Below are 22,709 nucleotides of genomic sequence, written 5' to 3'. Positions count from 1 at the left end.
CCATTGCAGCTGCAAATGCGCGCAATGACGCACTGCGCGAGTTTTAATCTGTTTTGTCCGTCGCTTCAGTGAGAGTGTCGGCATCGGGCTGGCCGGGCCAGCGAATGGCGTTTTTAGGCACGTCACAGTCCACCCGAATGAGGCCGCGCTCAATGGCTTTCCCAAGGCTTGGATACAGCGGTTCGCTAAAGATGCTGGATGATGTGAAGTCCAGCGTTGATAACGCCACATAGTGATTTTCATCACCGTCAAGGCTCATGCATCCTGCCAGGGCAAATTGCAGGGTTTCGTACAGGGTTTCAGCCGGTAAATGGACCTCGGTATCCCCCAGTAACGGCATGGCAATAAAGCTCATGGAGGTGAGCTGGCGCTGTTTTTGGCAGGTGAGTTTGGCCAGTTGCTGTTGCAGCGTTGGCAAGGTGATGACCTTGTCGAACACCAGGGCGTAAAGTCCGGCGCCCAGGCTGAACAGGCGGGCATCGGTTTGGTGGCGCAGCTGATTATAAATGAGCTGTTGCCGGCGGGTGAGCTGCAAGTGCCCCTGTTGCAATTCCTGTTCAAACTGGGCTCTGACCGCCAGCAGCGCCGATGCCTGATGGGGCTGCTGCAGCGCCTGCATGAATGCCCGGAATCCCGGGAGGTTGGTGCGGGGGTCTGTCAGTGTCAGTTGCTGGGTGGCGGCAAGTTCGCGTTTGCGCAGTACCCGTTCCCGTAACAGGTACAAGCAGTAGCTACTGGTAAAGAGCAGTAACAGCAAAATGGCGCTTATCAGGTAATCCCGGCTGTTGAGCACCTCAACATGATGGCGGTTTTGCTGTTCCAGTTGGGTGAGTTTCAGCGCCAGCTGCTGGCCGTTAAGCGCTTTGGCGCTGTTATTGTGTTGTTGGGCTTTTTGTTGATCGAGCGATGATTGCTGCAGGGCGATAATGCGCGACTGCAGGCCAAGAATGGCCGGATCGTCCCCTTGGCTTTGCAGTGCCTTGACCTGGTACTCCAGTGCTTCAATGAGCTCGCCATTAAGTTTGAGCATGGCGGCCAGCTTTTCGGCATTTTGGGCATGGGCCAGTACATGGGCCCAGGCTTTACGGGTGGCGGCAACCTGGGCAATGAGCAGCTCGTTGTAAACCAGATAGTGATTGCTGTTGCGGTCACGGAAAATCTTGTTGGCCTGATGCAGGTAATCCAGGGCGTTTTGGGTATTGCCCAGTTTGAAATAGGCTTCGCCGATGTTGTGGAAATTCAGCCCCTGGGCGGTAAAGTTTTGCAGCTCGGCATCGATTTGTTGGGCATTGAGGTAATAGTCAATGGCCTTGTTCCAGTCGCCCTGGTTGGCATAAACCGTGGCAATGACCGTCATGCTGCTGGACAGGTAAGTATCAAGCCCCAGGGTTTTGAATGATTCAATGGCCTGGTGGGTATAAGCCAGTGCATCAGGCCATTGTTCCAAATCCCGGTACAGCTTGGCCAGGTTAAGCTGCAGCATGGCTTTTTGGTAGGGACGGTTGACTTTGGAGGCGATGCGGTAAGCATCGGTATAGTGCTGCAATGCCTGATTCAGCTGGTTTTGAGCACGAAAATACTTGCCCAATTGGGTTTCGGCCTCGGCAATCAGGTAATCGTTTTGCAGTTGCCTGGCGGTGTCCCGGAGTAAAATCAGGTTGTTCAGCGCCGCTTGGGCATTTTTTGTCATCAGGTTGACAATGCCCACGTCTTCGTAAATCACGAATTTCAGCAACAGTGAACGCCGGTCACTGGTGTCGGCCAGCAGGGTGAGCGCTTGGTTGTTGAGCTCAATGGTAGCGCGGTAATTTTGTTTGAAACGTCCTTGATAACGCCCTTCCAGATTGAGCCAGGCGGCCCGTTCGTAATTGCCTTGCACTACATGTTGCAGTTGATCCAGCAACTGGCGGGCATCTTGTTCCTTATGGCTTTTTTTCAGCTGGATATGCAGGTTAAGGCGGACCAACAGCAGCATGTTGTCAAGGAGCTGTTCCGGTTGCAGCATCAATCCGCGCGCCAGTTGTTGCAACTGTTCCCGTGAGTTTATCTGACTGCCCTTGGGAAACTCCCGTGACAATTTGTCATACAGTGCCTGGGGGGTTTCTTGCAGGGCTATTTCAGTGTCATCGGCGGTGTCAGCCAAGGCATGCGGTGCCCAACACATCAAAAATAGCCATAAGGCGGCGGTTACAAAACGCATATCATCTGTCTCTAAGCGTAAAGATTGTTTTAATTGTTAACTTTTATGTCGTGTTGCTGAGTCACGCTGTCGTAACGGGTATAATCAGCAGTTTACAGAATGATGCTAACTTAGGAAGGAATTTCGAGTGAAAATCAGCAGTTTGTCAATGCTGGCGTTAACCTCTCTGCTGGTGTCGGGGGTCAGTGCCTCTGCCATGGCGAAGGTCCAATATCAGATAGATTTGTCTCACCCTGAACATCACCTGGCAAACGTGCAGGCACTATTCCCGCAAACGGATAGCCAGGTGCTGACTGTGAATTTGCCTGTCTGGCGCACCGGCCGATATCAGGTATTGCCGCTGGCAGACGGCATCCGGCAGTTTGAGGCGCGAGACAGTGCCGGCAATCTGCTGGACTGGCAGCGGACGCAAACCGGTGAATGGCAGGTTAGCCTGCCACAGCCAGACACGGTGACCGTTACTTATCAGCTGTATGCCAACGAGCTTGGCAAACGGGTGCGCCATATTGATGCCACCCACGCGTTTTTGGATGCCAGCGGCACCTTGGTCTATAGTCCCCAATTTCGTCAGGAGCCCGTGGAAGTGGCGCTGACCGTGCCGGAAAGCTGGCGCAGTTACTCAGGGATGACCCAAGTTGCCTCCCAGCAGTTTGCCGCCGCCAACTATGATGTGTTACTGGACTCGCCCATTGAGACCGGCGTGAGCCAACAACGCCAGTTTGAGGCCGATGGTAAGCAATACCAGCTGGTGGTATGGGGAGAGGGTAATTACAACCTGCAGCAGATGGTGACGGACTTGCAAAAAGTGGTGCAGGCATCCCAGGCCATTTGGGATGGGTATCCGTTTGAGCATTACCTCTTCATGGTGCATGCCACCAATGGTGCTCGCGGTGCCACCGAACACCTTAATTCCACCGTTATTCAGCTGCCCCGTTTCAATTTTCGTGAGCGCAAGGACTATCTGCGCTTTATCAGTACCGCATCCCATGAGTTTATCCATACCTGGAACGTGAAAGCGTACCGGCCTGCGGCCATGGTGCCTTACCGTTACCAGCAGGAAAACATGACGCCGTTATTGTGGATGGCGGAAGGCTCTACCAGCTATTTCCAGAATCAGCTGTTGTTGCGTGCCGGGATCATGACACCCAAAGAGTTTCTGGAAGACTTGGCCAAGCGGATTGATGCCAATCAGCATAAACCCGGGCGGAAGGTGCAGTCCGTGGCCGATGCCAGTTTGAACGAGTGGACCAGCACCGGTGGCGATTACGCCATGAACCACAGCGTGAATATCTATTCCGAAGGCTACATGGCCTCTCTGGCGCTGGATTTTTCCCTGTTGCATGACACCGGGCTGAAAGCCTCTTACCGGGATGTGCATAAACGCCTTTATCAGCATTACCCTGTGCCAAAGGGTTATCGTGTTGCTGATGTGAAAGCCTTGCTGCAACAGATCTCCGGGCGGGATTACCAGGCTTGGTGGCAACAGCATGTGGACTCCCCGTTAACCCTGGATTTTCCGGCACTGCTGGCCAAGGCCGGATTGCAAATCAGCTACGGGAGTGACAGTAAACCTGAACCTTATGCAGGCATGACCCTGGGGGACGGCTTGCAGTTGGCACGGGTGGCCAGTGACGGCCCCGCCTGGCAGGCAGGCATTGGTGCCGGGGATGAGCTGATTGCGGTGAACGGGCTGAAAGTGACCGCTGCAGGTTTTAGCAAACGCCTGGGGGATTTTCAGCCTGGCGACAAGGTGACTTTGACCCTGTTCAGTAACGATACTCTGGTCAACCGCGAGGTGACATTAGGGCAGCAGCCCGCAGGCAAATTACGGTTATTGCCGCTGAAAAATGTGTCGCGCCAGCAAAAAGCGTTTTTCAAAGCCTGGCTGGGCATTGACTGGCCTTTTACCCGTAAGGGCCAGTATCAGGCATAATGCCCCTGAGTTTGAGGGGATTAAATGAAAAAGGCGCCCAAGGCGCCTTTTTTATGCTCGTGAGTGTCCGTTGCCGTTACAGGGCGCTGTCGTCCAATCCACCCAAGGCATTGATAACGGCCAATACCAGTGCCAGCAGCTCGCCACTCATTAGGGCAAAATCGGCATCGGCCTTGGCGGCAGGGTCTTCATTGGCCACATCATCGGTTTGGGCCCGGAACTCCTCGGCAAATTTAAGCCGTTTCAAACTGGCGTCAGATTGCAGCACAAAGGCGATGGACTGCTCAAAATGCAGCGCCAGCTTGTGTACCTGCTTGCCGGTTTCCAGATGCGCCAGCACTTCATCTTCCGTCAGGTCCTGCTGCTTGAATTTCACCGTGGCGCCATCTTCACTGGCGGATTGCAATTCTGCTTCATCCTGCATGGTGAATGGCAACGGGGCGTGCCCCTGTTTCAGCCAGTCGGTTAATTGCATTTCAATGGGGGTTTTCACGCTGACGGGTACCACCGGCAGTGAGCCCAATGCCTTGCGCAGTAATGCCAGTAACTCCTCTGCCTTGGTGGCACTGGCACTGTCAACCAGCAACAGTTGTTGCTCCGGCAATAACAAGGCGCGGATTTGGCTTCGTTTGGAGAAGGCTCGGGGCAGCAAAGTACTGGTAATATCTTCTTTTAGTGCATCTTTTTCTTTTTTGGTGATCTTGCGGTTTTCTTCATTTTCCAATTTGGCCACTTGCTCATCAAGGGCTTCGCGGATCACCTGGGCAGGCAGCAGCTTTTCTTCTTTGGTGGCACAAATCAAATGACGGTTATTGGCGGAATGTACCAGCGTCTGGCCCAATTTCCCCAAGGCCTGGCTAAAGCCAAACTTGCTGATGTCCTGACTGGAACAGGGCGAAAATGGATAACCGGCAAGGGCCTGCTCCAAGGATTCTGGTGTGGCAGAAAAAGGCTTATTGAAACGATACAGGGTGAGATTCTTAAACCACATAATGACGGCTCTGATAAAAATAAAGGGGCAGTGTAAGCCATCCGCCCGGGAGGGTAAACCGCGACAGTAGCACAGATTTTATCGGGTAAAACAGATTTAACTGAATTGTAATAAAGCGTTGAGGTGGCAGGTAACCCCTGTTAACACGGGATTTTCCCGCTGGGGAGCCCGGCGTGTTTTCTGGATGTCATACAGATGCGAAAAAAATGAAATAAAACTGCAATCTGTGCGCTGCACACTTTCGCTCGTTCCAAATCAATAACCAAGACGAGAGAACGTCGAAAGGAAATAATGATGAACGCATTTTGCAAAACCCTACTCGCTTCTGCTATTGCTACAGCTTCTATCGCCTCAGCTCACGCAGCTGATCCGCTGACTGTTTACGGTAAACTGAATGTCACTGTTCAGTCTAACGACGCTGCCGGTGCAGACTCTGAAACTACCGTGCAAAGCAACGCCTCTCGTTTCGGCGTGAAAGGTGATTATGACCTGGGTAACTCACTGTCAGCTTTCTACACTGTTGAGTATGAAGTGGACACTGGTGATGACGTTAAAGAAAACTTTAAAGCACGTAACCAGTTCGTGGGCCTGAAAGGCAACTTCGGTGCGGTTTCTGTTGGCCGTAACGACACCATGCTGAAAAACTCCCAGGGTAAAATTGACCAGTTCAACGATTTGTCTGGCGACTTGAAATCCCTGTTCAAGGGTGACAACCGCATGGCACAAACCGTGACTTACATGACACCTTCCATGGGTGACTTCCGCTTCGGCGCTACTTATGTAGCCGATGCTGACGGCGATCAGGCTGGTGAAAACGGTTTTTCTACTGCCTTGATGTATGGTGATGCCGGTCTGAAAAAATCAGCCGTTTATGCCGCCATTGCCTATGACTCAAAAGTTAAGGGTTATGACATCCTGCGTGCTTCCGTACAGGCCAAACTGGGTGACTTCAAACTGGGCGGTATCTACCAGACTCAGGAAAAATCTGAAGGTGACAGCGACAGCACCAACGGTTATCTGGTAAGTGCTGCTTACAACATGAAAGAAGTGACACTGAAAGCCCAGTACCAGGACATGGAAGACAAGGGTGATTCTTGGTCTGTAGGCGCTGACTACAAACTGGCCAAGCCAACCAAACTGTTTGCCTTCTACACTAACCGCTCCATGGATAGTGCTGCAGAAGATGACAAATACTTCGGTGTAGGCATGGAACACAAGTTCTAAGCTACGCTTAAGTCAAAGCTCAACGGATGTGTGAAAGGCCGGTCTTGTGACCGGCTTTTTTAATGTTTGATGTGATGCTTGCAATTGTGACGCTTTGTGGACGGTGGCTGATGCCAATCGCGTTGGTATGACAGATTTTGCATCAGGCAAGCCGCGCATATGGCTTTTTATGACACAATGAAGGCAATTAACCCGGTGATGTGACAGGTTTTCATAATTTTGTCACAAAACTGACCAATAATAGTGACGTGTTAATTCACTGATAGAAACGCTTATGACTGCAAGGATTTTGATCGTCGAAGATGAGCTGGCCATTCGTGAGATGCTCACTTTTGTAATGGAACAGCATGGCTTTGCTGCCAGCGGCGCTGAGGACTTCGACTCCGCCATGGCACAGTTGAAAGAGCCATACCCGGATCTGATCCTATTGGATTGGATGTTCCCTGGTGGCAGTGGCATTCAGTTCGCTAAGTCACTTAAACAGGATGAATTCACCCGTAAAATTCCCATCATCATGCTGACCGCCAGAGGTGAAGAGGAAGATAAGGTCAAGGGCCTGGAAGTGGGCGCCGATGACTATATCACCAAACCTTTTTCACCCAAAGAACTGGTGGCGCGCATTAAAGCCGTATTGCGCCGCGCTGCGCCTACCCGGCTGGAAGACACCATTGAAGTGCAGGGGTTGACACTGGACCCAGTGAGTCACCGGGTAACCGTGGGTGAGTCCGTGCTGGACATGGGGCCAACGGAGTTCCGCTTACTGCATTTTTTCATGACACACCCAGAGCGGGTATACAGCCGCGAGCAGCTGCTGGATAACGTATGGGGCACCAATGTGTATGTGGAAGACCGCACGGTAGATGTGCATATTCGCCGGTTACGAAAAGCGATTGAGCCTTCAGGCCATGATCGCCTGATCCAGACCGTGCGTGGTGCGGGTTACCGTTTTTCAACCCGTAGCTGATCATCCCGGGATGGGCACCTGGCGCTTTTTGCGCTATCTTGTGCCCCATCTGCCTGAATTCAAGGCCCGCTTTTATGTTTGATGCATATTCCGGATACCAGCAGTTTTCCAGACTGGCGCTATATCTGCTCATCTGTCTGCTGCTGGGACTGGTGGTTGGTGATGTGGTCTTGGTGCTGTGTATCGGGGCATTTCTTATCCTGGCATGGCATTACCGGCAACTGATGCGCCTGAATTACTGGTTATGGAAAGACCGGCGCTTAACGCCGCCTCAGGGCAGCGGCAGTTGGGAAGGGGTGTTTAACGGCATTTACCGCCTGCAGGGAAAAAACCGCAAGCGGGTAAGTCAGTTGGCAGCGCTGCTAGGGCGTTTTCGCCAGGGCGCCGAAGCCCTGCCAGATGCGGCGGTGGTGTTGGACTCCGGCCTGAACATCCTCTGGTGTAACAAGCTGGCACAGCTGATGCTGGGGTTGGTCTGGCCGCAGGATAACGGCCAGCGGGTGGATAACCTTATCCGCCATCCGGATTTTTCTGCCTACCTTAAAAAAGCCCGATTTCAGGAACCGCTGGAGTTGCCCTCACCCGTTTCGGAAAAACGGATGCTGGAAGTGCGCTTGATGGCCTATGGCGATCGGCAATTGTTACTGATTGCCCGCGACATTACCCGGGTACGGCAATTGGAGGGCATGCGCAAGGAGTTTGTGGCCAACGTTTCCCACGAGCTGAAAACGCCGCTCACCGTGCTGCAGGGCTACCTGGAAATGATGGAAAGCATGGCGGATGAAACGGACCCCAATCGTAAGGCGCTGGTGCTGATGCAGCAACAGACCGGGCGCATGCAATCCATGGTGGAACAGTTGCTGGTGTTGTCCAGGATTGAAGATGCCTCCGAGATCAATCTGGCCAACGTGATTGATATGAACAAAATGCTGGCGGTATTGCGCACCGAAGCGGAAGCGCTGTCCCGTGAGCGTTATCAGATAACGTTTGATTTTGATACCAAACTGCATGTTCACGGCAATGAGCTGCAACTGCGCAGTGCCTGTTCCAATCTGATCTCCAATGCCATTCGCTATACCGAACCGGGAGGCAAAGTCACGATTTGCTGGAAAAAGGTGGCCACCGGCGCCATGTTCAGCGTGACGGATACCGGTATTGGCATTCCTCCGCAGCATATCGCGCGACTGACCGAACGTTTTTATCGGGTGGACAATGCCCGCTCACGCCAGACCGGCGGTACCGGATTGGGGTTGGCCATTGTAAAACACGCCCTCAACCATCATCACAGTGAGCTGGTGGTGATGAGTGAACCGGGCAAGGGCAGTACCTTCAGTTTTGTGATCCCCCTACACTTATTGGCACAATAATTAATCGTTATTCGGCATGATTTTGCACGGTTGCGATAATGAGTCTTTGATTATGCAGCTGTTTCACTAAGTTGATGGTTTTAACGCCTGTCATGCAACTGTCATTAAAAAGTCATAGAATTTTCACTGCACCGACGAATACTGACCCACAATAACTGTGTTGCCACTACATTGGAGCAAACCATGAAACTGAAACAGCTTGCAAGCGCCATTGCGCTGACCGCAGGTTTATTCTCTGCGGCGGGCATGGCCGAGGTGGATAAATCCCTGCCAAATTATGAGAAAACCAGCGGAGTCTCAGGTAATTTCTCATCTGTCGGCTCTGATACACTGGCGAACATGATGACGCTGTGGGCCGAAGAATTTAAGCACATGTACCCCAACGTGAATGTGCAGATCCAGGCTGCGGGGTCTTCTACTGCGCCACCAGCATTGACGGAAGGCACCTCCCAGTTCGGCCCCATGAGCCGCGCCATGAAGCCTAATGAAGTGGAATCTTTTGAAAAACATTACGGTTACAAGCCAACCCGCATTCGGGTGGCCATTGACGCTCTGGCGGTTTTTGTCCATAAGGATAACCCGGTGAACGGGCTGAGCATGGCACAGGTTGACGGTATCTTTTCTTCCACTCACAAGTGTGGCTCTGGTGACTACACCCGTTGGGGCGACATCGGTTTGAGCGGCAACTGGGCATCCCGTGATATCCAGCTCTATGGCCGTAACTCCGTATCGGGCACTTATGGCTTTTTCAAAGAGCATGCCCTGTGCAAGGGTGACTTCAAGCCTAACGTGAATGAACAGCCCGGCAGTGCATCTGTTGTGCAGTCAGTCTCACAATCCTTGAATGCGGTGGGTTATTCCGGTATCGGTTACAAGACCGCCGGGGTCAAAGCGGTGGCCATCTCCAAAAAAGGTGATGACTATATTGCCGCGACCGCGGAAAATGCCGCCAACGGTACTTACCCGCTGTCCCGTTACTTGTATGTTTACGTGAACAAACACCCCAACCAGGCATTGCCGCCCATGCAGCGTGAGTTCCTGCGCTTTATTCTGTCCAAGCAAGGGCAGGACATTGTGGAAAAAGACGGTTATGTGCCGTTGCCAAAAAGCGTGATTGCCAAAGATCTCGCCAAGGCCGGCATTACCCTGTAAGTGACGCCTGATTGATGACAAACCCCGCTGATGTTCGCGGGGTTTGTTTTTTGTCAGATGTTCATGGAGAACAAATCGGCGGCGCGGGATTGCATGAACTCAATGAATAACCGTACTTTTAACGGCTGCTGTCCCCGTTGGTGATACAGCAATGATATGCGGCGTTTTTCCCCGTTCCATTCCGGCAATAGGATTTCCAGCGATCCTTCATGCAGCTGTTTTTTTACAAATAATTCAGGCCCATAAAGAATGCCACTGCCATGTTCCGTGGCACGGATGGCGCCGTTAAGATCCGTCAGGGTCAAATTGGCCGGCCCATCATAATAAAATGCATCCCCGTTGGCATGGCGCAATGTCCAGTTAAAAAACGGCCAGGCTTTAATGATGCGGTGTTGATACAGCTGCTGGGGATGCTGCAGCATGGGGGCCTGTTGCAGGTAGCGCGGTGCGGCCACCATGCGGTAATTCAGTATGCCCAAAGAGCAGGATACCCAGGATGAGTCGGGTTGGGTGCCACCCACAATGGCCACATCTATCGCTTTGTCTATCAGATCAAACTCTTCGTTGCTTTGGGCAATATGCAGCTGAATGTCCGGATATAAGTCGCAAAACTCCGTGAGGGTGTCAATCAGCAGATTGGCAATGATGGAGATGGGGGCCGCCAGGCGCAGGGTGCCTTCAGGTTTTTCAGGACTGCCGCTGTGGCTCAGGGTGTCAAACTGGGCCACCACTTCCTGATATTTCTGAAACAGCGCCAATCCCTCTTCGGTGAGCCGTAATTTTCGGGTGCTGCGCATCAATAGCTGCCGGTTGAGCTGCTCTTCCAAACGGGCCAACTTGCGGCTTACCGTGGCTACCGGCATATCCAGATGACGGGCGGCGGCGGAGAAACTCCCAGCATTTACCAAATGGACATAAAGGTAGATAAGCTGAAGTTCCGGGGTTGGCTGCATGATGGTTCTCAATGTGACGGCTGAAACAGGCTACCATAATAACGGATTGCTCAAAAACAGTGAAACGGCTTCCCGGCGAGAAGCGCCATATTACGGCTGACGAGCTGTCATGAAGAATTAATACACCACTATTTACTGTATAAAAAATCAGTATATACTGTTCATTAATACAGTGCTTTGGGGATATTTTATGCTTTGCCAACTCAGCATCAACAATTTTGCCATTGTGCGTTTTCTGGAGCTGGATTTTCGTGACGGTATGACCAGTATCACCGGCGAAACCGGCGCCGGGAAGTCCATTGCCATCGACGCCTTAGGCTTGTGTCTTGGTAACCGGGCCGATGCCGGTAATGTGCGCGCCGGGGCGGATAAGGCCGAAGTGAGTGCGCGTTTTTCGCTGGCGGACATTCCGCTGGCCAAACGCTGGCTGGAAGACAATGACCTGGAGTTGGATGACGAATGCATTTTACGCAGAACCATTAACAGTGACGGCCGCTCACGGGCCTACATTAATGGTAATCCGGTGCCGCTGGCCCAACTGAAATCGTTGGGGCCGTTACTGGTGGGCATCCATGGGCAGCACGCCCACCATGCCCTGTTGAAAAGCGAGCAGCAATTGGTGCTGCTGGACAGCTATGCCAACCACCGATTACTGCAAGAAGCCGTTAGCCGGGCCCATCAGAATTGGCGACAACACGAGCAACAGCAGCAGGCGTTATTACACTCCCAGCAACAGCGCCTTGCCCGTAAACAGCTGTTGCGTTATCAGGTGGAAGAGCTCAATCAATTTGCATTGGGCGAGCAGGAATTTACCGAACTAGAACAGGAACACAAAAAGCTGGCCAATGGCACGGCGTTGCTGGAAGCCTGTGAAAACGGCATTTTTTTGCTCAGTGACGGGGATGATGTGAACGTGGAGTCCTTGCTCAATAAGGCGGTGCACATTGCCAGCGAGCTGGAAAGCATGGATCCCAAACTGGCAAGCATTGGCACCATGCTCAGTGAAGCGTTAATCCAGGTGCAAGAAAGCAGCAGTGAACTGCAACGCTACCGGGATCGGCTGGAGATGGACCCTGAAGTGTTTGCACAGATAGAGCAGCGCTTGTCCCAGGCGATGATGCTCAGCCGTAAACACCATGTGCCGCCCGCCGCCTTGTATCAGCATCATCAGGCTCTGTTACAGGAGCTGGCAACCCTGGATGGTGATGAGTCCCGGCTGGAAGAGGTGGAACGGCAGTTGGCCGCCAGTCGTGAGCATTATTTTGCACAGGCACAAAAACTGAGCCACAGCCGCCAGCGCTACGCCCGGGAGCTGGAAAAACTGGTGACCGCTTCCATCCGCGAGCTGAACATGCCCAAGGCCAAGTTTGAAATTGCAGTGACTTTCAATGAGCAGCAGCTGCATGCACAAGGCTGCGATCATGTGGAATTTCGGGTGAGCACCAACCCGGGGCAACCTTTGGAGAGCATGGCAAAAGTGGCCTCCGGCGGTGAGTTGTCTCGCATCGGTTTGGGCATACAGGTGATTACCGCCCGTAAAGTGGCCACCCCCACATTGATTTTTGATGAAGTGGATGTGGGCATTTCCGGCCCGACGGCTGCGGTTGTGGGCCGCATGCTGCGCGCATTGGGCGAGTCTACCCAAGTGCTGTGCGTAACCCATTTGCCCCAGGTGGCCGGTAACGGCCATCAGCACATGTTTGTGGCCAAGCACAGTAAAGGCGCCAGTACCGAGACCTCCATGGTGGCACTTAACCGGGAGCAGCGGGTACAGGAGCTGGCGCGATTATTGGGCGGTGACACCATTACCGACAATACCCTGGCCAATGCCCGGGAGTTGCTGACGGCTTGAATGTGAGATAACCCGACACTTGTGTTATTGGCCAACCGACTGGCGCTGGCGGCGGCAGTTCAGGGCAGGATGGTGGTAGTTGTCGCTGTTGCTGATGTGGCAATAATGGATGGCATAACCCCTTGGGCAGTAACAGCGTGAGTCAGCATGGCCGGTCAGGCACCGGCCATTACTGTTTACAAGGCGCCTTTGCTACAGCGCCTGCTGGTGGTTAACGCTTGCAGCTCAATTAAGGGTGATGCCGATATTGGAGACACCGGCCGCCACAATCTCTTTGCGCAGCTCTTTGATAAAGTCCGCCTTGGGGTGGGGCTGCTCTTCCACAATGGTCAGCAGGTTTTCCTGTACTTCCCGCTCGGCCTGCATGACCTCGTGGGCAAATACAAAATCTTCCAGCTGTTTGTCGCTAAGGTTTTCTGGGGCAATGGCCTCAATGTAGTTGGCCACGGTGGCGGATGACAGCTTGGAGATATTGGTAATGTCATCCTCCACTTTGCTTTCCAGCGCCCCCAGCAAGGATGACAGTGCAACAACCGCATCCAGTGCGGGGTAAACCCCGTAAACGTCAAACTGCTCCGGCTCTGGTGTGTTTTCTTCCAGTTTTGCCAATTGCAGCTCAATATTGAGTTTGAGTTTGCTGTCGTACAGTGACTGCCATAACAACTGCAGCAGGGTGTCCAGCACGGCGGGGTTGCCAAACTGGCACACCTCGGCAAACAGTTGGTAGTTGGGCAGCATGCGCTGGCACAGGGCTACGGCCAATAATTTTTTCTGCGGTAGGCTCAGCGCCTTGAGCCGTTTAAAAAATCCCGCTTTTACATTCATGGGTTCAGTCCGTTACAAATGAAGAAAGTAACTTTTGGGCTGCCGATTCTACCTTAGTCAGCTCATCAAGTAACTCAAGAATTTCCGGTTCCATCGCCTGCAACGACTCTCCCTGTTTCAAGGCCGACTCCAGTGTTTGGCATAACTGCTGCAATGTGGGCACGCCGGAGTAACAACAGGCGCCATGAAGCTTGTGCACCAGGCTGAGTAATTGGTCGGTTTGCTCTTTGGATAAGGCGGCCTCTATCTCTTGGCGGTTTTGCGGAATGGAGTCTAGCAGCATCTGCAACATCTCTTGTGCCAAGGATACTTTGTTATTGGCCTGCATCAGACACAGTGGCCAGTTGAGGGTTTGGTCATTGCCGTTTTCTTGCGCCGGATTATGGCTCCAGCGGTTAAGGATGGCTTTGAGGGCCACTTCGTCAATGGGTTTGGGCAGATAGCCGTCCATGCCGCTGTTGAGGATCCTTTTGCGTTCTTCATTAATGGCATGGGCGGTGACGGCAATAATGGGCGTTTTGCCGTTCATGCTGTCTTGGCGAATCGCCGCCGTGGCGGTAAAACCATCGGTTTCCGGCATCTGGATATCCATGAAAATCAAATCGAAATGGGAGGCTTTGGCAAGCTCAATCGCCTGGGCACCACTAGCGGCGGTTTGCACATGGCTGACCAGCTCTTGCAGCAGGGTCTGGATGAGTTTCAAATTGGCCGGATTGTCATCTACTGCCAGCACTGTCATGGGCAGGGTGGCTCGGGCTGGGGCGGGTGCCAATGGCAACAGGCTTTCAGTGGGCGAGATTAGCAGTGCCAGCATGTGTCTTGCCATGGCGGACTCACCCACGGGCGGGGTCAGTACCAGATCGGCATTGGGCCGAATCACGCTGTTGAGCAGCTGCTGATCATGGCTGTCAGAAAGTGCCATCAAGCGCTTGGCGTATTTGCGGGCCGTGGTAATGGCATCGCTCAGGGTGTCGGTATCGGTAAAACTGATACAGGAAAATAGCAGGAAGTCGTAGGATGGACCCTCGGCAAGCCGCGTTAGCAATGAGGGAAGATCGTTGATGATGTCCACTTTCATCTGCCAGTGCAGCAAGCGGCGTTGCAAAATGGCGGCCGATAGCGGCCGCGGTTCAAACACCAGGGTGGTTTTACTCGATAACTGATGCAGCGGCAGATGATCCGCCAGCGGATAGGGACTTTTTTTCAGGGGCAAGGTGAACCAGAATGTGGAGCCTTTCCCCGGACGGGAGGTCAAGCCAATCTGGCCGCCCATCTGGTTGATGAGGCGTTTGGTGATGATAAGCCCCAACCCGGTGCCGCCAAAGCGTCGTGATATGGACGTGTCTGCCTGACCAAAGGCCTGGAACAACAAGGCCTGTTGCTCCTCTTTGATGCCAATGCCGGTGTCTGACACTTCACAGTGCAGCTCTACCTGATCTTCCTGCAGGCCATTCACGTCCACCTTGAGCAGCACGCTGCCCTTGTCGGTGAATTTGATGGCATTGCCCACCAGGTTGTTGATGATTTGGCTTACCCGCATGGCATCCCCGCTTACCGCATCCGGCACGGCAGGCATGACTTCCACCACCAACTCCAGGCGTTTTTCTCGGGCTTGGGAGGACAGCAGTTTGACGGCTTCATCAAGGTTCTCCCGCAGGGAAAACGGCATGTTTTCCAGTACCATTTTTCCGGCATCCAGTTTGGAAAAATCCAGTATGTCATTGATGATGCTCAGCAGGTTGCTAGCGCTGCGCTCAATGGTGCGGATATAGTCCAGCTGACTGTCATGCAACGGGGTTTTCAGTAACTGCCGGGCAAAGCCAATCACCCCGTTTAATGGCGTGCGTAGCTCGTGAGACATATTGGCCAGAAATTCGGACTTGATGCGGCTGGCTTCCTGGGCCCGTTTTTTGGCCATGTCCAGTTCCACGTTCTGGATTTCAATCTGCTCCAGGGTTTCCCGCAAATCGGAGGTGGCCTGGTCAATGTTTTGCTGCATCTCGTCATGATATTCAGACAAGGACCCCGCCATGGCGTTAATGCCGCGTTTAAGCAAGTCCAGCTCGCCAATCAGGTTACCGTTCACCCGGGTATCCAGTTTCCCCTCGCGGATTTTGGCCACCACCTGCACCATCTCGGTAATGGGTTGGGTGACGTTTTTTACCAGCCTGAACGTGAAGAGCAGATTAAGCTGCACCCCAATCAGCACAATGATAAAGGCGGCAAAGGCGGCGCGGTGTTGCTCCAGCAGTGCCCGTTCCTTGTTGAGCAGCATGGTGACATACCCAATGGGCCGGTCGGCTTTTTGGGTGATGCCCGGCACATCATCCAGCGTGAGCAGCGCCCCTGTGGCATAAATGGGTGTGCGGACGATTAAGCTGTCACCAATCTGTTCGTATTGGGTATGGGTGAGTTTGGCAATCTCCCGGGGAAAACGCATCAGCTCAAAATCTTTATGGTAGTGGGAGGTGACAAACAGCTGGTTGTTGGCATCAAAAATGGCAATGGACTGCACCAGTGACGACTTGTTCAGTTGGGCCGCGGCCAGCAGTCTTTTGGCGGCTTCGCGGTTATTGCTGAGCAAACTGGCTTCACCCGCAATGGCAATGGGCTCGATAATGTTACTGCCCTGTTCCCGCAGGGTATCTTCCAGTTCATAAAAGCGATTTATGGTAAAGTACGCCCCCAGCAGGATGCCGACCAGAATGGTCGGCGCCAATGCCAGCACCAGCACCCAGGAGCGCAGACTGTGTTTGGACATGTAGTTGCTGCTTTTCATTGGCAAAGGCGATTCCGCAAGAGAGTGTAAACGTTACTAGACTGCCAGAAACGGCGTCAATTTTACCAGTATTTTTATTGCCCAAGAGATTTGCATGGCACAATTTTTTAAAGCAAAACCAAAAACATCGGCTGTCACTGCGAAAAAAATTCAGGTGATGGCCCATTCACTGGATCATCTCGGCGCCGGTGTGGCGCAATCAGGGGGCAAGGTGGTATTCGTGCCCGGGTTGCTGGCGCAGGAAACCGCCGAGGTACGCATCACGGAAGACAAAAAGCAGTATGCCCGCGCCCAGCTATTGAAAGTGCTGCAAACCTCACCACAACGCTGCCAGCCCGTATGTGCCCATTACCGGCAATGCGGTGGCTGCGATTTACAGCATCTGCAGGTGGATGCACAACGCCAGTACAAGCAGCAGGTGTTAACCGAGCTGTTCCAGAAATTCTCGGACATTGACGGGCTTCCCCCCATTGAGGTGCTGAGTGATTCAGCGCTGGCTTATCGCCGTAAAGCCCGCTTGGCCACCTGGTACGATAAAGCCAATAAACGGTTTTCCATGGGATTTCGCGCCAAAGACAGCAACAAGGTGATTGCCGTGGAAAGCTGTCCGGTACTGATGCCGGCATTGTCCGCCCTGATAAAACCGCTAGCGGCATCGTTGGCGCAGTTGCAAAGTGTGGGTCATTTGGGACATGTGGAATTAATCGCGGCAGACAGCGGCCCCTTGGTGGTTTTGCGGATGACAAAAACCGTCGCGGACAAAGATCGCCGCCGTCTGTCGGAGTTGGCAAACCGGCTCAACTGCCACCTGGCGCTGCAATACGGCGATGATGAATATGAATACCTGGCAGGGCAGCAACCGTTTTATCTGTGTGCCGGCGCTAAGCGGCAGCTGACACTGCATTTTAACCCCGGTAATTTCATTCAGGTCAATGGCGGGGTAAACCAGCTGATGTTGGCCAAGGCGTTGCAGTGGCTGGCCCCAAAACCCGGGGAACGGATTCTGGACCTCTTTTGTGGCATGGGAAATTTCAGCCTGCCATTGGCGGACTGCGGCGCCAACGTGACAGGTGTTGAAGGGGTGGTGCAACTGGTGGAACAGGCGCGGCGCAATGCCATGGCGGCAGGACTGGCAAACGCCACATTTTACTGCGCCGACCTTAACGGCGAACTGCACACGCAACCCTGGTTACACAAGGTGGATAAATTGCTGCTGGATCCCAGCCGCGCCGGCGCTTGGGAATTGCTGGCCCAATTGCCGCGGCTGGCACCAGAAGCCGTGGTGTACGTGTCGTGCAATCCGGCCAACCTGGCCCGGGACAGTGCCCGCCTGAGCGCTGAGGGATACCAGCTTAGTCAACTGGCCTTGCTGGACATGTTTCCCCAGACGCATCACATCGAAGCCATGGCATTATTTACGCGCAAATAATCACCGCTTTACAGGCGGTTTGCCAAAAATTGCCATCTGGGGTTTGACTTCCCGCAGGCAAATCCCAAGATAGAGGGTCTGGAGGCGTCTGTTTTTTACAGGCCAATAAAAGGAAACAAAGATGGTATCTGTTCGCGAAGCGCATTTTCAGGATCCGGACTTTACCCTGGATGACTGGGTGAAGCGTCATGTGGCTCAGCCAGAAGAAGCCCGGCAATTACTGGCATTGTTGCAGCAACTGGAGCGTTTGCCCTTGGGTAAATGCCATATTGCGCCATCCGAGCTGCAGGCCAAGGCCCGGGAACTGATTGAAATTCTGGCGCCGCTGAACATGGATATTGAAACCCTGCAGGCTTCGGTATTGTTTGTGTGTTTCGAAGCCGGACTGATTGACGACGAATACCTGCTTGAGCGGTGCGCCCCCAGCCTGGCCGCTCTGGTGCGCAGCGTGAAAACCATGGATGCCATCGGTTATTTGCAGCTGAGTCATGATAGCCGCACCACGGAATCGCAAATTGATAACATCCGTAAAATGTTGCTGGCCATGGTGGAAGATGTGCGCGCCGTGGTGATTAAGCTGGCGGAGAAAGTGTACCTGCTGCGGCAGGTAAAAAGCGCGGATGAAGAAAACCGGGTATTACTGGCCCGGGAAATTGCCGACATTTATGCCCCGTTGGCCAACCGTCTGGGCATCGGCCAGCTCAAATGGGAGCTGGAAGACCTGTCGTTTCGTTACCTGCATCCGGATACCTACAAAGAGATTGCCCGGCAACTGGATGGCAAACGGCTGGATAGGGAAGTCTACATCGACAATTTCGTGGCGCAACTGCAGCAACGGCTGGATGACGAACAGATTGCCGCCAAAGTGTACGGTCGCCCCAAGCACATCTACTCCATCTGGCGCAAAATGCGTGGCAAACACCTGAAATTCGATGAGCTGTTTGATGTGCGCGCCGTGCGGGTGGTGACCGAGCGCTTACAGGATTGTTATGGCGCGCTGGGGGTGGTTCACACCCTTTGGCACCATATCCCCCGGGAGTTTGATGATTATATCGCCAATCCCAAACCCAACGGCTATCAGTCCATTCACACCGTGGTGGTGGGGCCTGAAGGCAAAACGGTGGAAATCCAGATCCGTACCCAGCAGATGCACGATGATGCCGAGCTCGGGGTGGCGGCGCACTGGAAATACAAAGAGGGCACCGCTGGCAAACAGACGGGCTATGAAGAAAAAATCAACTGGCTGCGTAAAATCCTGCAATGGCAGGAAGATGTGGCCGAAAGCGGCAATCTGGTAGAAGAGATCCGCGCCCAGGTATTTGAAGACCGGGTTTACGTATTCACGCCGTCAGGTGAGGTGGTTGACCTGCCCGGCGGCTCCACCGTGCTGGATTTTGCCTATTACATTCACTCGCAAGTGGGCCATCGCTGTATTGGTGCCAAGGTGGACGGCCGCATTGTGCCTTTTACCTATCAGGTACAAACCGGTGAGCGGGTGGAAATCATCACCTCCAAAACCCCCAACCCCAAACGGGACTGGCTGAACCCAAATCTGGGATACATCAAGACCTCCCGTGCCCGCAGCAAAATCCTGCACTGGTTGAAACAGCAAGACCGGGATAAAAACCTGGTGGCAGGCCGGGAGATGCTGGACGCGGAGTTGTCTCGCATCGGCCTTAACCTGAAAGACGCCTTTATTGCCGTGGAACGTTTTAACGTGGGCAATATGGATGACTTGCTGGCGGCCATTGGCGGCGGCGACGTGCGTTTGAACCAGGTGGTGAATTATATCCAGGGCCAGTGCCGTCAGGAGCACCCCTCCGAAGAGGATGCCATTGAAGAGCTGGTCAAAAAAGGCGGACAGAAAGCCAACGGCGGCAGTGGCAAGGATCGCATCGAAGTCAACGGCGTGGGTAATCTGATGAGCCATCTGGCCCGTTGCTGCCAGCCGGTGCCGGGGGATGAAATTTTCGGGTTCATCACCAAAGGCCGGGGCATTTCGGTACACCGGGCTGACTGTGAACAGCTCAAAGAGCTGGTGCGTGCCCATCCAGAGCGGGTGGTGGATGTGGTGTGGGGCGAAAACTATTCCGGCGGCTACAAAGTGAGGCTGCGGGTGATGGCCAATGATCGTACCGGCTTGTTGCGGGATCTCACCTCCGTGCTGGCGGCGGAGAAGTCCAATGTGCTGGCGATGAATACCTCTTCGGATGTCAAAACCCAAACCGCCACCATTGAGCTGGAGATGGAACTGTATAACGTGGAAGGTTTGTCCCGGGTCATTTCCAAACTCAATCAGGTCGACGGGGTCATAGAGGCGCGTCGTCTGTAGTCAGCGGCCGCGCTTGGCAATGGGTATTGCAGTATCATCAAGCAGTCAATAGAAGAGACATCAACAGGTTATGGCAGATTCAGCAGGTATGGAAAGATTATTGGCCATTATGGCAAAACTGCGGGATCCCCAGCAGGGATGCCCTTGGGATCAGGCGCAAACCTTTCAGTCCATTATTCCGTTTACGCTGGAAGAAGCCTATGAGGTGGCGGATGCCATCGAGCGGCAAGACTGGCAGGGGCTGCCCGCGGAGCTTGGGGACTTACTGTTTCAGGTGGTGTTTTATGCCCAGATGGCCAAAGAGCAGCAACGGTTTGATTTTGACACCGTGGTCAGCAGCATCTGTGACAAACTGGTTTCTCGCCATCCCCACGTGTTTGCCGATGCCAAAATTGATGATTTGCATGAAAACTGGGAAAGTCTCAAGGCCCAAGAGCGCCAGTCTCGGCAGTTGATCTCCCTGCTGGATGACATTCCCCTAGCGTTGCCGGCTCTCAGCCGGGCGGCCAAAATCCAGAAACGGGTGGCCAGGGTCGGCTTTGACTGGGATGCGCTGGCACCGGTGGCCGCCAAGGTGGAGGAAGAGCTGGGGGAAGTGATGGAGGAAGCCCAGCAATCTCCGGCCAATGCCGAGCGCTTGCAAGAAGAGGTGGGCGATTTGTTGTTTGCCGTGGTGAATCTGGCGCGCCATGTGGGCGTTAACCCTGAAGAAGCGCTGCGACAAGCCAATCATAAATTCGAGCGGCGTTTTCGCGGGGTGGAACAGCGGGTGCAACAATCGGGAAAACCCTTTAGTGAGCATAGCTTAGCGTCACTGGATCAGTTTTGGGAGCAGGTTAAGCAGCAAGAGCGCCGTTAAGCGGCTATTTGTAAATCCCTGGTCATCACAATTTTCATGATTCACGGTTTGGTAAATCCTGAGGCTTTTGATATACTGTCGCCCCATCCTGGCGCGTCATTCGAGCGCTAAATTCTCACTCTTTTTTTCTCAGGTTCAGCATGACTACAAGGTATATCTTCGTAACCGGTGGTGTGGTTTCATCACTAGGCAAAGGCATTGCAGCTGCTTCATTGGCCGCAATATTGGAGGCGCGGGGCCTCAATGTGACCATCATGAAGCTGGATCCTTATATTAACGTTGATCCGGGCACCATGAGCCCCATCCAGCACGGCGAAGTGTTTGTCACCGAAGACGGTGCCGAGACCGATCTGGATTTGGGCCACTATGAACGGTTTATTCGTACCAAAATGGGACGGCGTAATAACTTTACCACCGGCCGCATCTACGAAGAAGTGCTGCGCAAGGAGCGCCGTGGTGATTATCTGGGCGCCACCATTCAGGTGATCCCCCACATTACCAATGCCATCAAGGAAAAAGTGCTGGAAGGCGGCGAAGGACACGATGTAGCCATTGTGGAGATTGGCGGCACCGTGGGTGATATCGAATCACTGCCATTTTTGGAATCCATCCGTCAGTTGGGGGTTGAGCTGGGCCGTGAGCGCAGCATGTACATGCACCTGACGCTGGTGCCTTTCATTGGCCCGGCCCAGGAAGTGAAAACCAAACCCACCCAGCATTCAGTGAAAGAACTGCGCTCCATTGGCATTGCGCCAGACATTCTGGTGTGCCGTGGCGATCGGGCGATTCCTGCCACCGAACGGGCAAAAATTTCCCTGTTCTGCAATGTGGAAGAAAAAGCGGTCATCTCCCTGCGGGATGTGGACTCCATCTATAAAATCCCGGCGCTGCTGCGCTCCCAGGGGCTGGATGAGCTGGTGGTGAAACGCTTCGGCCTGCAATGCAATGATGCGGATTTGTCAGAATGGGAAAACGTGATTTACCAGGAAGCCAACCCCAACGGTGAAGTTACCATCGGGATGGTGGGTAAATACACTGAACTGCCGGATGCTTACAAATCCGTGAATGAAGCGCTGAAACATGCTGGGATCAAGACCCGCATGTCAGTGCACATCAAGTATATTGACTCCCAGACCGTGGAAGCCAAAGGCGTGGAAGTGCTGGAAGGGCTGGATGGCATTCTGGTGCCCGGCGGCTTTGGCAACCGTGGCATAGAAGGCAAAATCATGGCGGCGCAATATGCCCGTGAGCACAACTTGCCTTACTTCGGCATCTGCTTGGGGATGCAGGTTGCCCTGATTGAATTTGCTCGCCATGTGGCCGGTATGGAAGGCGCGCACTCTACAGAATTCGATCCACAAACGCCTTATCCTGTAGTGGGATTGATCACCGAATGGATTGATGAAGAAGGGCATGTGGAACATCGTGACGAAGCCTCGGATTTGGGCGGCACCATGCGTTTGGGCGCCCAGTTGTGTCATCTTATCCCGGGCACCAAGGCTGCGACCGCCTATGGCAGCGACAGCTGTGTTGAGCGTCACCGTCACCGTTACGAAGTCAACAACACCTTTGTACCGCAGCTGGAAGCCGCCGGTCTGGTATTCAGTGGCTTGTCATCAGATCGCAAACTGGTGGAAATGATTGAGCTGCCTAATCATCCATGGTTTGTGGCCGGTCAGTTCCATCCGGAATTCACCTCCACCCCACGGGATGGCCATCCGTTGTTTGAAGGGTTCGTCACTGCTGCCAGTGCCTACCAGAAAAGCAAATTAGGCTAAGATGCCAAGAACCGGTGCTGCAATGCAGTGCCGGTTTTTTTATAAATGCTGACGGTGCTTCATCAATATGC

At 53.5% G+C, this 22,709-nt stretch carries 15 protein-coding genes; 10 read left to right on the top strand and 5 right to left on the bottom strand.

The window, feature by feature from the left end; translation table 11 throughout:
• Window positions 1–43: 43 nt before the first annotated feature.
• Window positions 44–2,164 (bottom strand): tetratricopeptide repeat protein, encoded by a 2,121-nt coding sequence (locus tag ACIDEJ_RS05960; RefSeq protein ID WP_411987168.1) that lies wholly within the window; start codon window positions 2,162–2,164, stop codon window positions 44–46.
• 163 nt (window positions 2,165–2,327) lie between these two features.
• Here ACIDEJ_RS05960 and ACIDEJ_RS05955 point away from each other — a divergent pair, with 163 nt between their 5' ends.
• Window positions 2,328–4,133: a M61 family metallopeptidase gene (locus tag ACIDEJ_RS05955; RefSeq protein ID WP_411987167.1), complete on the top strand. Its 1,806-nt coding sequence runs from the start codon at window positions 2,328–2,330 to the stop codon at window positions 4,131–4,133.
• Between the two features lie 76 nt (window positions 4,134–4,209).
• On the opposite strand, the gene rdgC is transcribed toward ACIDEJ_RS05955, so the two are convergent.
• Window positions 4,210–5,124: a recombination-associated protein RdgC gene (gene rdgC / locus ACIDEJ_RS05950; RefSeq protein WP_411987166.1), complete on the bottom strand. Its 915-nt coding sequence runs from the start codon at window positions 5,122–5,124 to the stop codon at window positions 4,210–4,212.
• A gap of 291 nt (window positions 5,125–5,415) precedes the next feature.
• Here rdgC and ACIDEJ_RS05945 point away from each other — a divergent pair, with 291 nt between their 5' ends.
• The 4 genes from ACIDEJ_RS05945 (at window position 5,416) to ACIDEJ_RS05930 (ending at window position 9,831) form a co-directional block, all read left to right on the top strand.
• A complete protein-coding gene (locus tag ACIDEJ_RS05945) occupies window positions 5,416–6,348 on the top strand; it encodes a porin (protein ID WP_411987165.1) in 933 nt (310 codons plus the stop codon).
• A gap of 274 nt (window positions 6,349–6,622) precedes the next feature.
• On the top strand, window positions 6,623–7,312 hold the full coding sequence (gene phoB / locus ACIDEJ_RS05940) for a phosphate regulon transcriptional regulator PhoB (RefSeq protein ID WP_411987164.1): 690 nt from the start codon (window positions 6,623–6,625) through the stop codon (window positions 7,310–7,312).
• A 74-nt stretch (window positions 7,313–7,386) separates the two neighbouring features.
• The gene (gene phoR, locus ACIDEJ_RS05935; protein WP_411987163.1) at window positions 7,387–8,679 is read left to right on the top strand and encodes a phosphate regulon sensor histidine kinase PhoR; all 1,293 of its coding nucleotides are present in this window, start codon (window positions 7,387–7,389) and stop codon (window positions 8,677–8,679) included.
• A gap of 183 nt (window positions 8,680–8,862) precedes the next feature.
• Window positions 8,863–9,831, top strand: coding sequence for a PstS family phosphate ABC transporter substrate-binding protein (locus ACIDEJ_RS05930; RefSeq protein WP_411987162.1), 969 nt, complete (start codon window positions 8,863–8,865; stop codon window positions 9,829–9,831).
• A 53-nt stretch (window positions 9,832–9,884) separates the two neighbouring features.
• On the opposite strand, the gene ACIDEJ_RS05925 is transcribed toward ACIDEJ_RS05930, so the two are convergent.
• Window positions 9,885–10,784, bottom strand: a complete 900-nt coding sequence (locus ACIDEJ_RS05925; protein ID WP_411987161.1) for a LysR family transcriptional regulator — start codon at window positions 10,782–10,784, stop codon at window positions 9,885–9,887.
• A 190-nt stretch (window positions 10,785–10,974) separates the two neighbouring features.
• Between ACIDEJ_RS05925 and recN the strand changes: the two genes are divergently transcribed.
• Window positions 10,975–12,636: a DNA repair protein RecN gene (recN, locus tag ACIDEJ_RS05920; protein WP_411987160.1), complete on the top strand. Its 1,662-nt coding sequence runs from the start codon at window positions 10,975–10,977 to the stop codon at window positions 12,634–12,636.
• Between the two features lie 225 nt (window positions 12,637–12,861).
• Here the strand turns inward: recN and ACIDEJ_RS05915 are convergent, their stop codons facing one another.
• Window positions 12,862–13,461, bottom strand: a complete 600-nt coding sequence (locus tag ACIDEJ_RS05915; protein WP_411987159.1) for a YjaG family protein — start codon at window positions 13,459–13,461, stop codon at window positions 12,862–12,864.
• A 4-nt stretch (window positions 13,462–13,465) separates the two neighbouring features.
• Window positions 13,466–16,222 (bottom strand): two-component sensor histidine kinase BarA, encoded by a 2,757-nt coding sequence (gene barA / locus ACIDEJ_RS05910; protein WP_459382712.1) that lies wholly within the window; start codon window positions 16,220–16,222, stop codon window positions 13,466–13,468.
• Between the two features lie 112 nt (window positions 16,223–16,334).
• On the opposite strand from barA, the gene rlmD reads away from it, so the two are divergent.
• The 4 genes from rlmD to ACIDEJ_RS05890 all read left to right on the top strand — a co-directional run bounded on the left by rlmD (window position 16,335) and on the right by ACIDEJ_RS05890 (window position 22,638).
• Complete coding sequence (rlmD, locus tag ACIDEJ_RS05905) at window positions 16,335–17,669, top strand: 23S rRNA (uracil(1939)-C(5))-methyltransferase RlmD (protein ID WP_411987157.1); 1,335 nt, start codon at window positions 16,335–16,337, stop codon at window positions 17,667–17,669.
• Window positions 17,670–17,790: 121 nt separating this feature from the next.
• On the top strand, window positions 17,791–20,001 hold the full coding sequence (gene relA / locus ACIDEJ_RS05900) for a GTP diphosphokinase (RefSeq protein WP_411987156.1): 2,211 nt from the start codon (window positions 17,791–17,793) through the stop codon (window positions 19,999–20,001).
• Between the two features lie 70 nt (window positions 20,002–20,071).
• Window positions 20,072–20,860, top strand: coding sequence for a nucleoside triphosphate pyrophosphohydrolase (gene mazG, locus ACIDEJ_RS05895; RefSeq protein ID WP_411987155.1), 789 nt, complete (start codon window positions 20,072–20,074; stop codon window positions 20,858–20,860).
• A 140-nt stretch (window positions 20,861–21,000) separates the two neighbouring features.
• Window positions 21,001–22,638: a CTP synthase gene (locus ACIDEJ_RS05890; protein ID WP_411987154.1), complete on the top strand. Its 1,638-nt coding sequence runs from the start codon at window positions 21,001–21,003 to the stop codon at window positions 22,636–22,638.
• Window positions 22,639–22,709: the final 71 nt, after the last annotated feature.

The sequence above is a fragment of the Shewanella mytili genome, assembly GCF_046765975.1.
Taxonomy (GTDB): Bacteria; Pseudomonadota; Gammaproteobacteria; order Enterobacterales; family Shewanellaceae; genus Shewanella; species Shewanella mytili.
The sequence above is the reverse complement of the archived record's forward strand: the minus strand, read 5'-3'. Positions and strand labels throughout refer to the sequence as shown.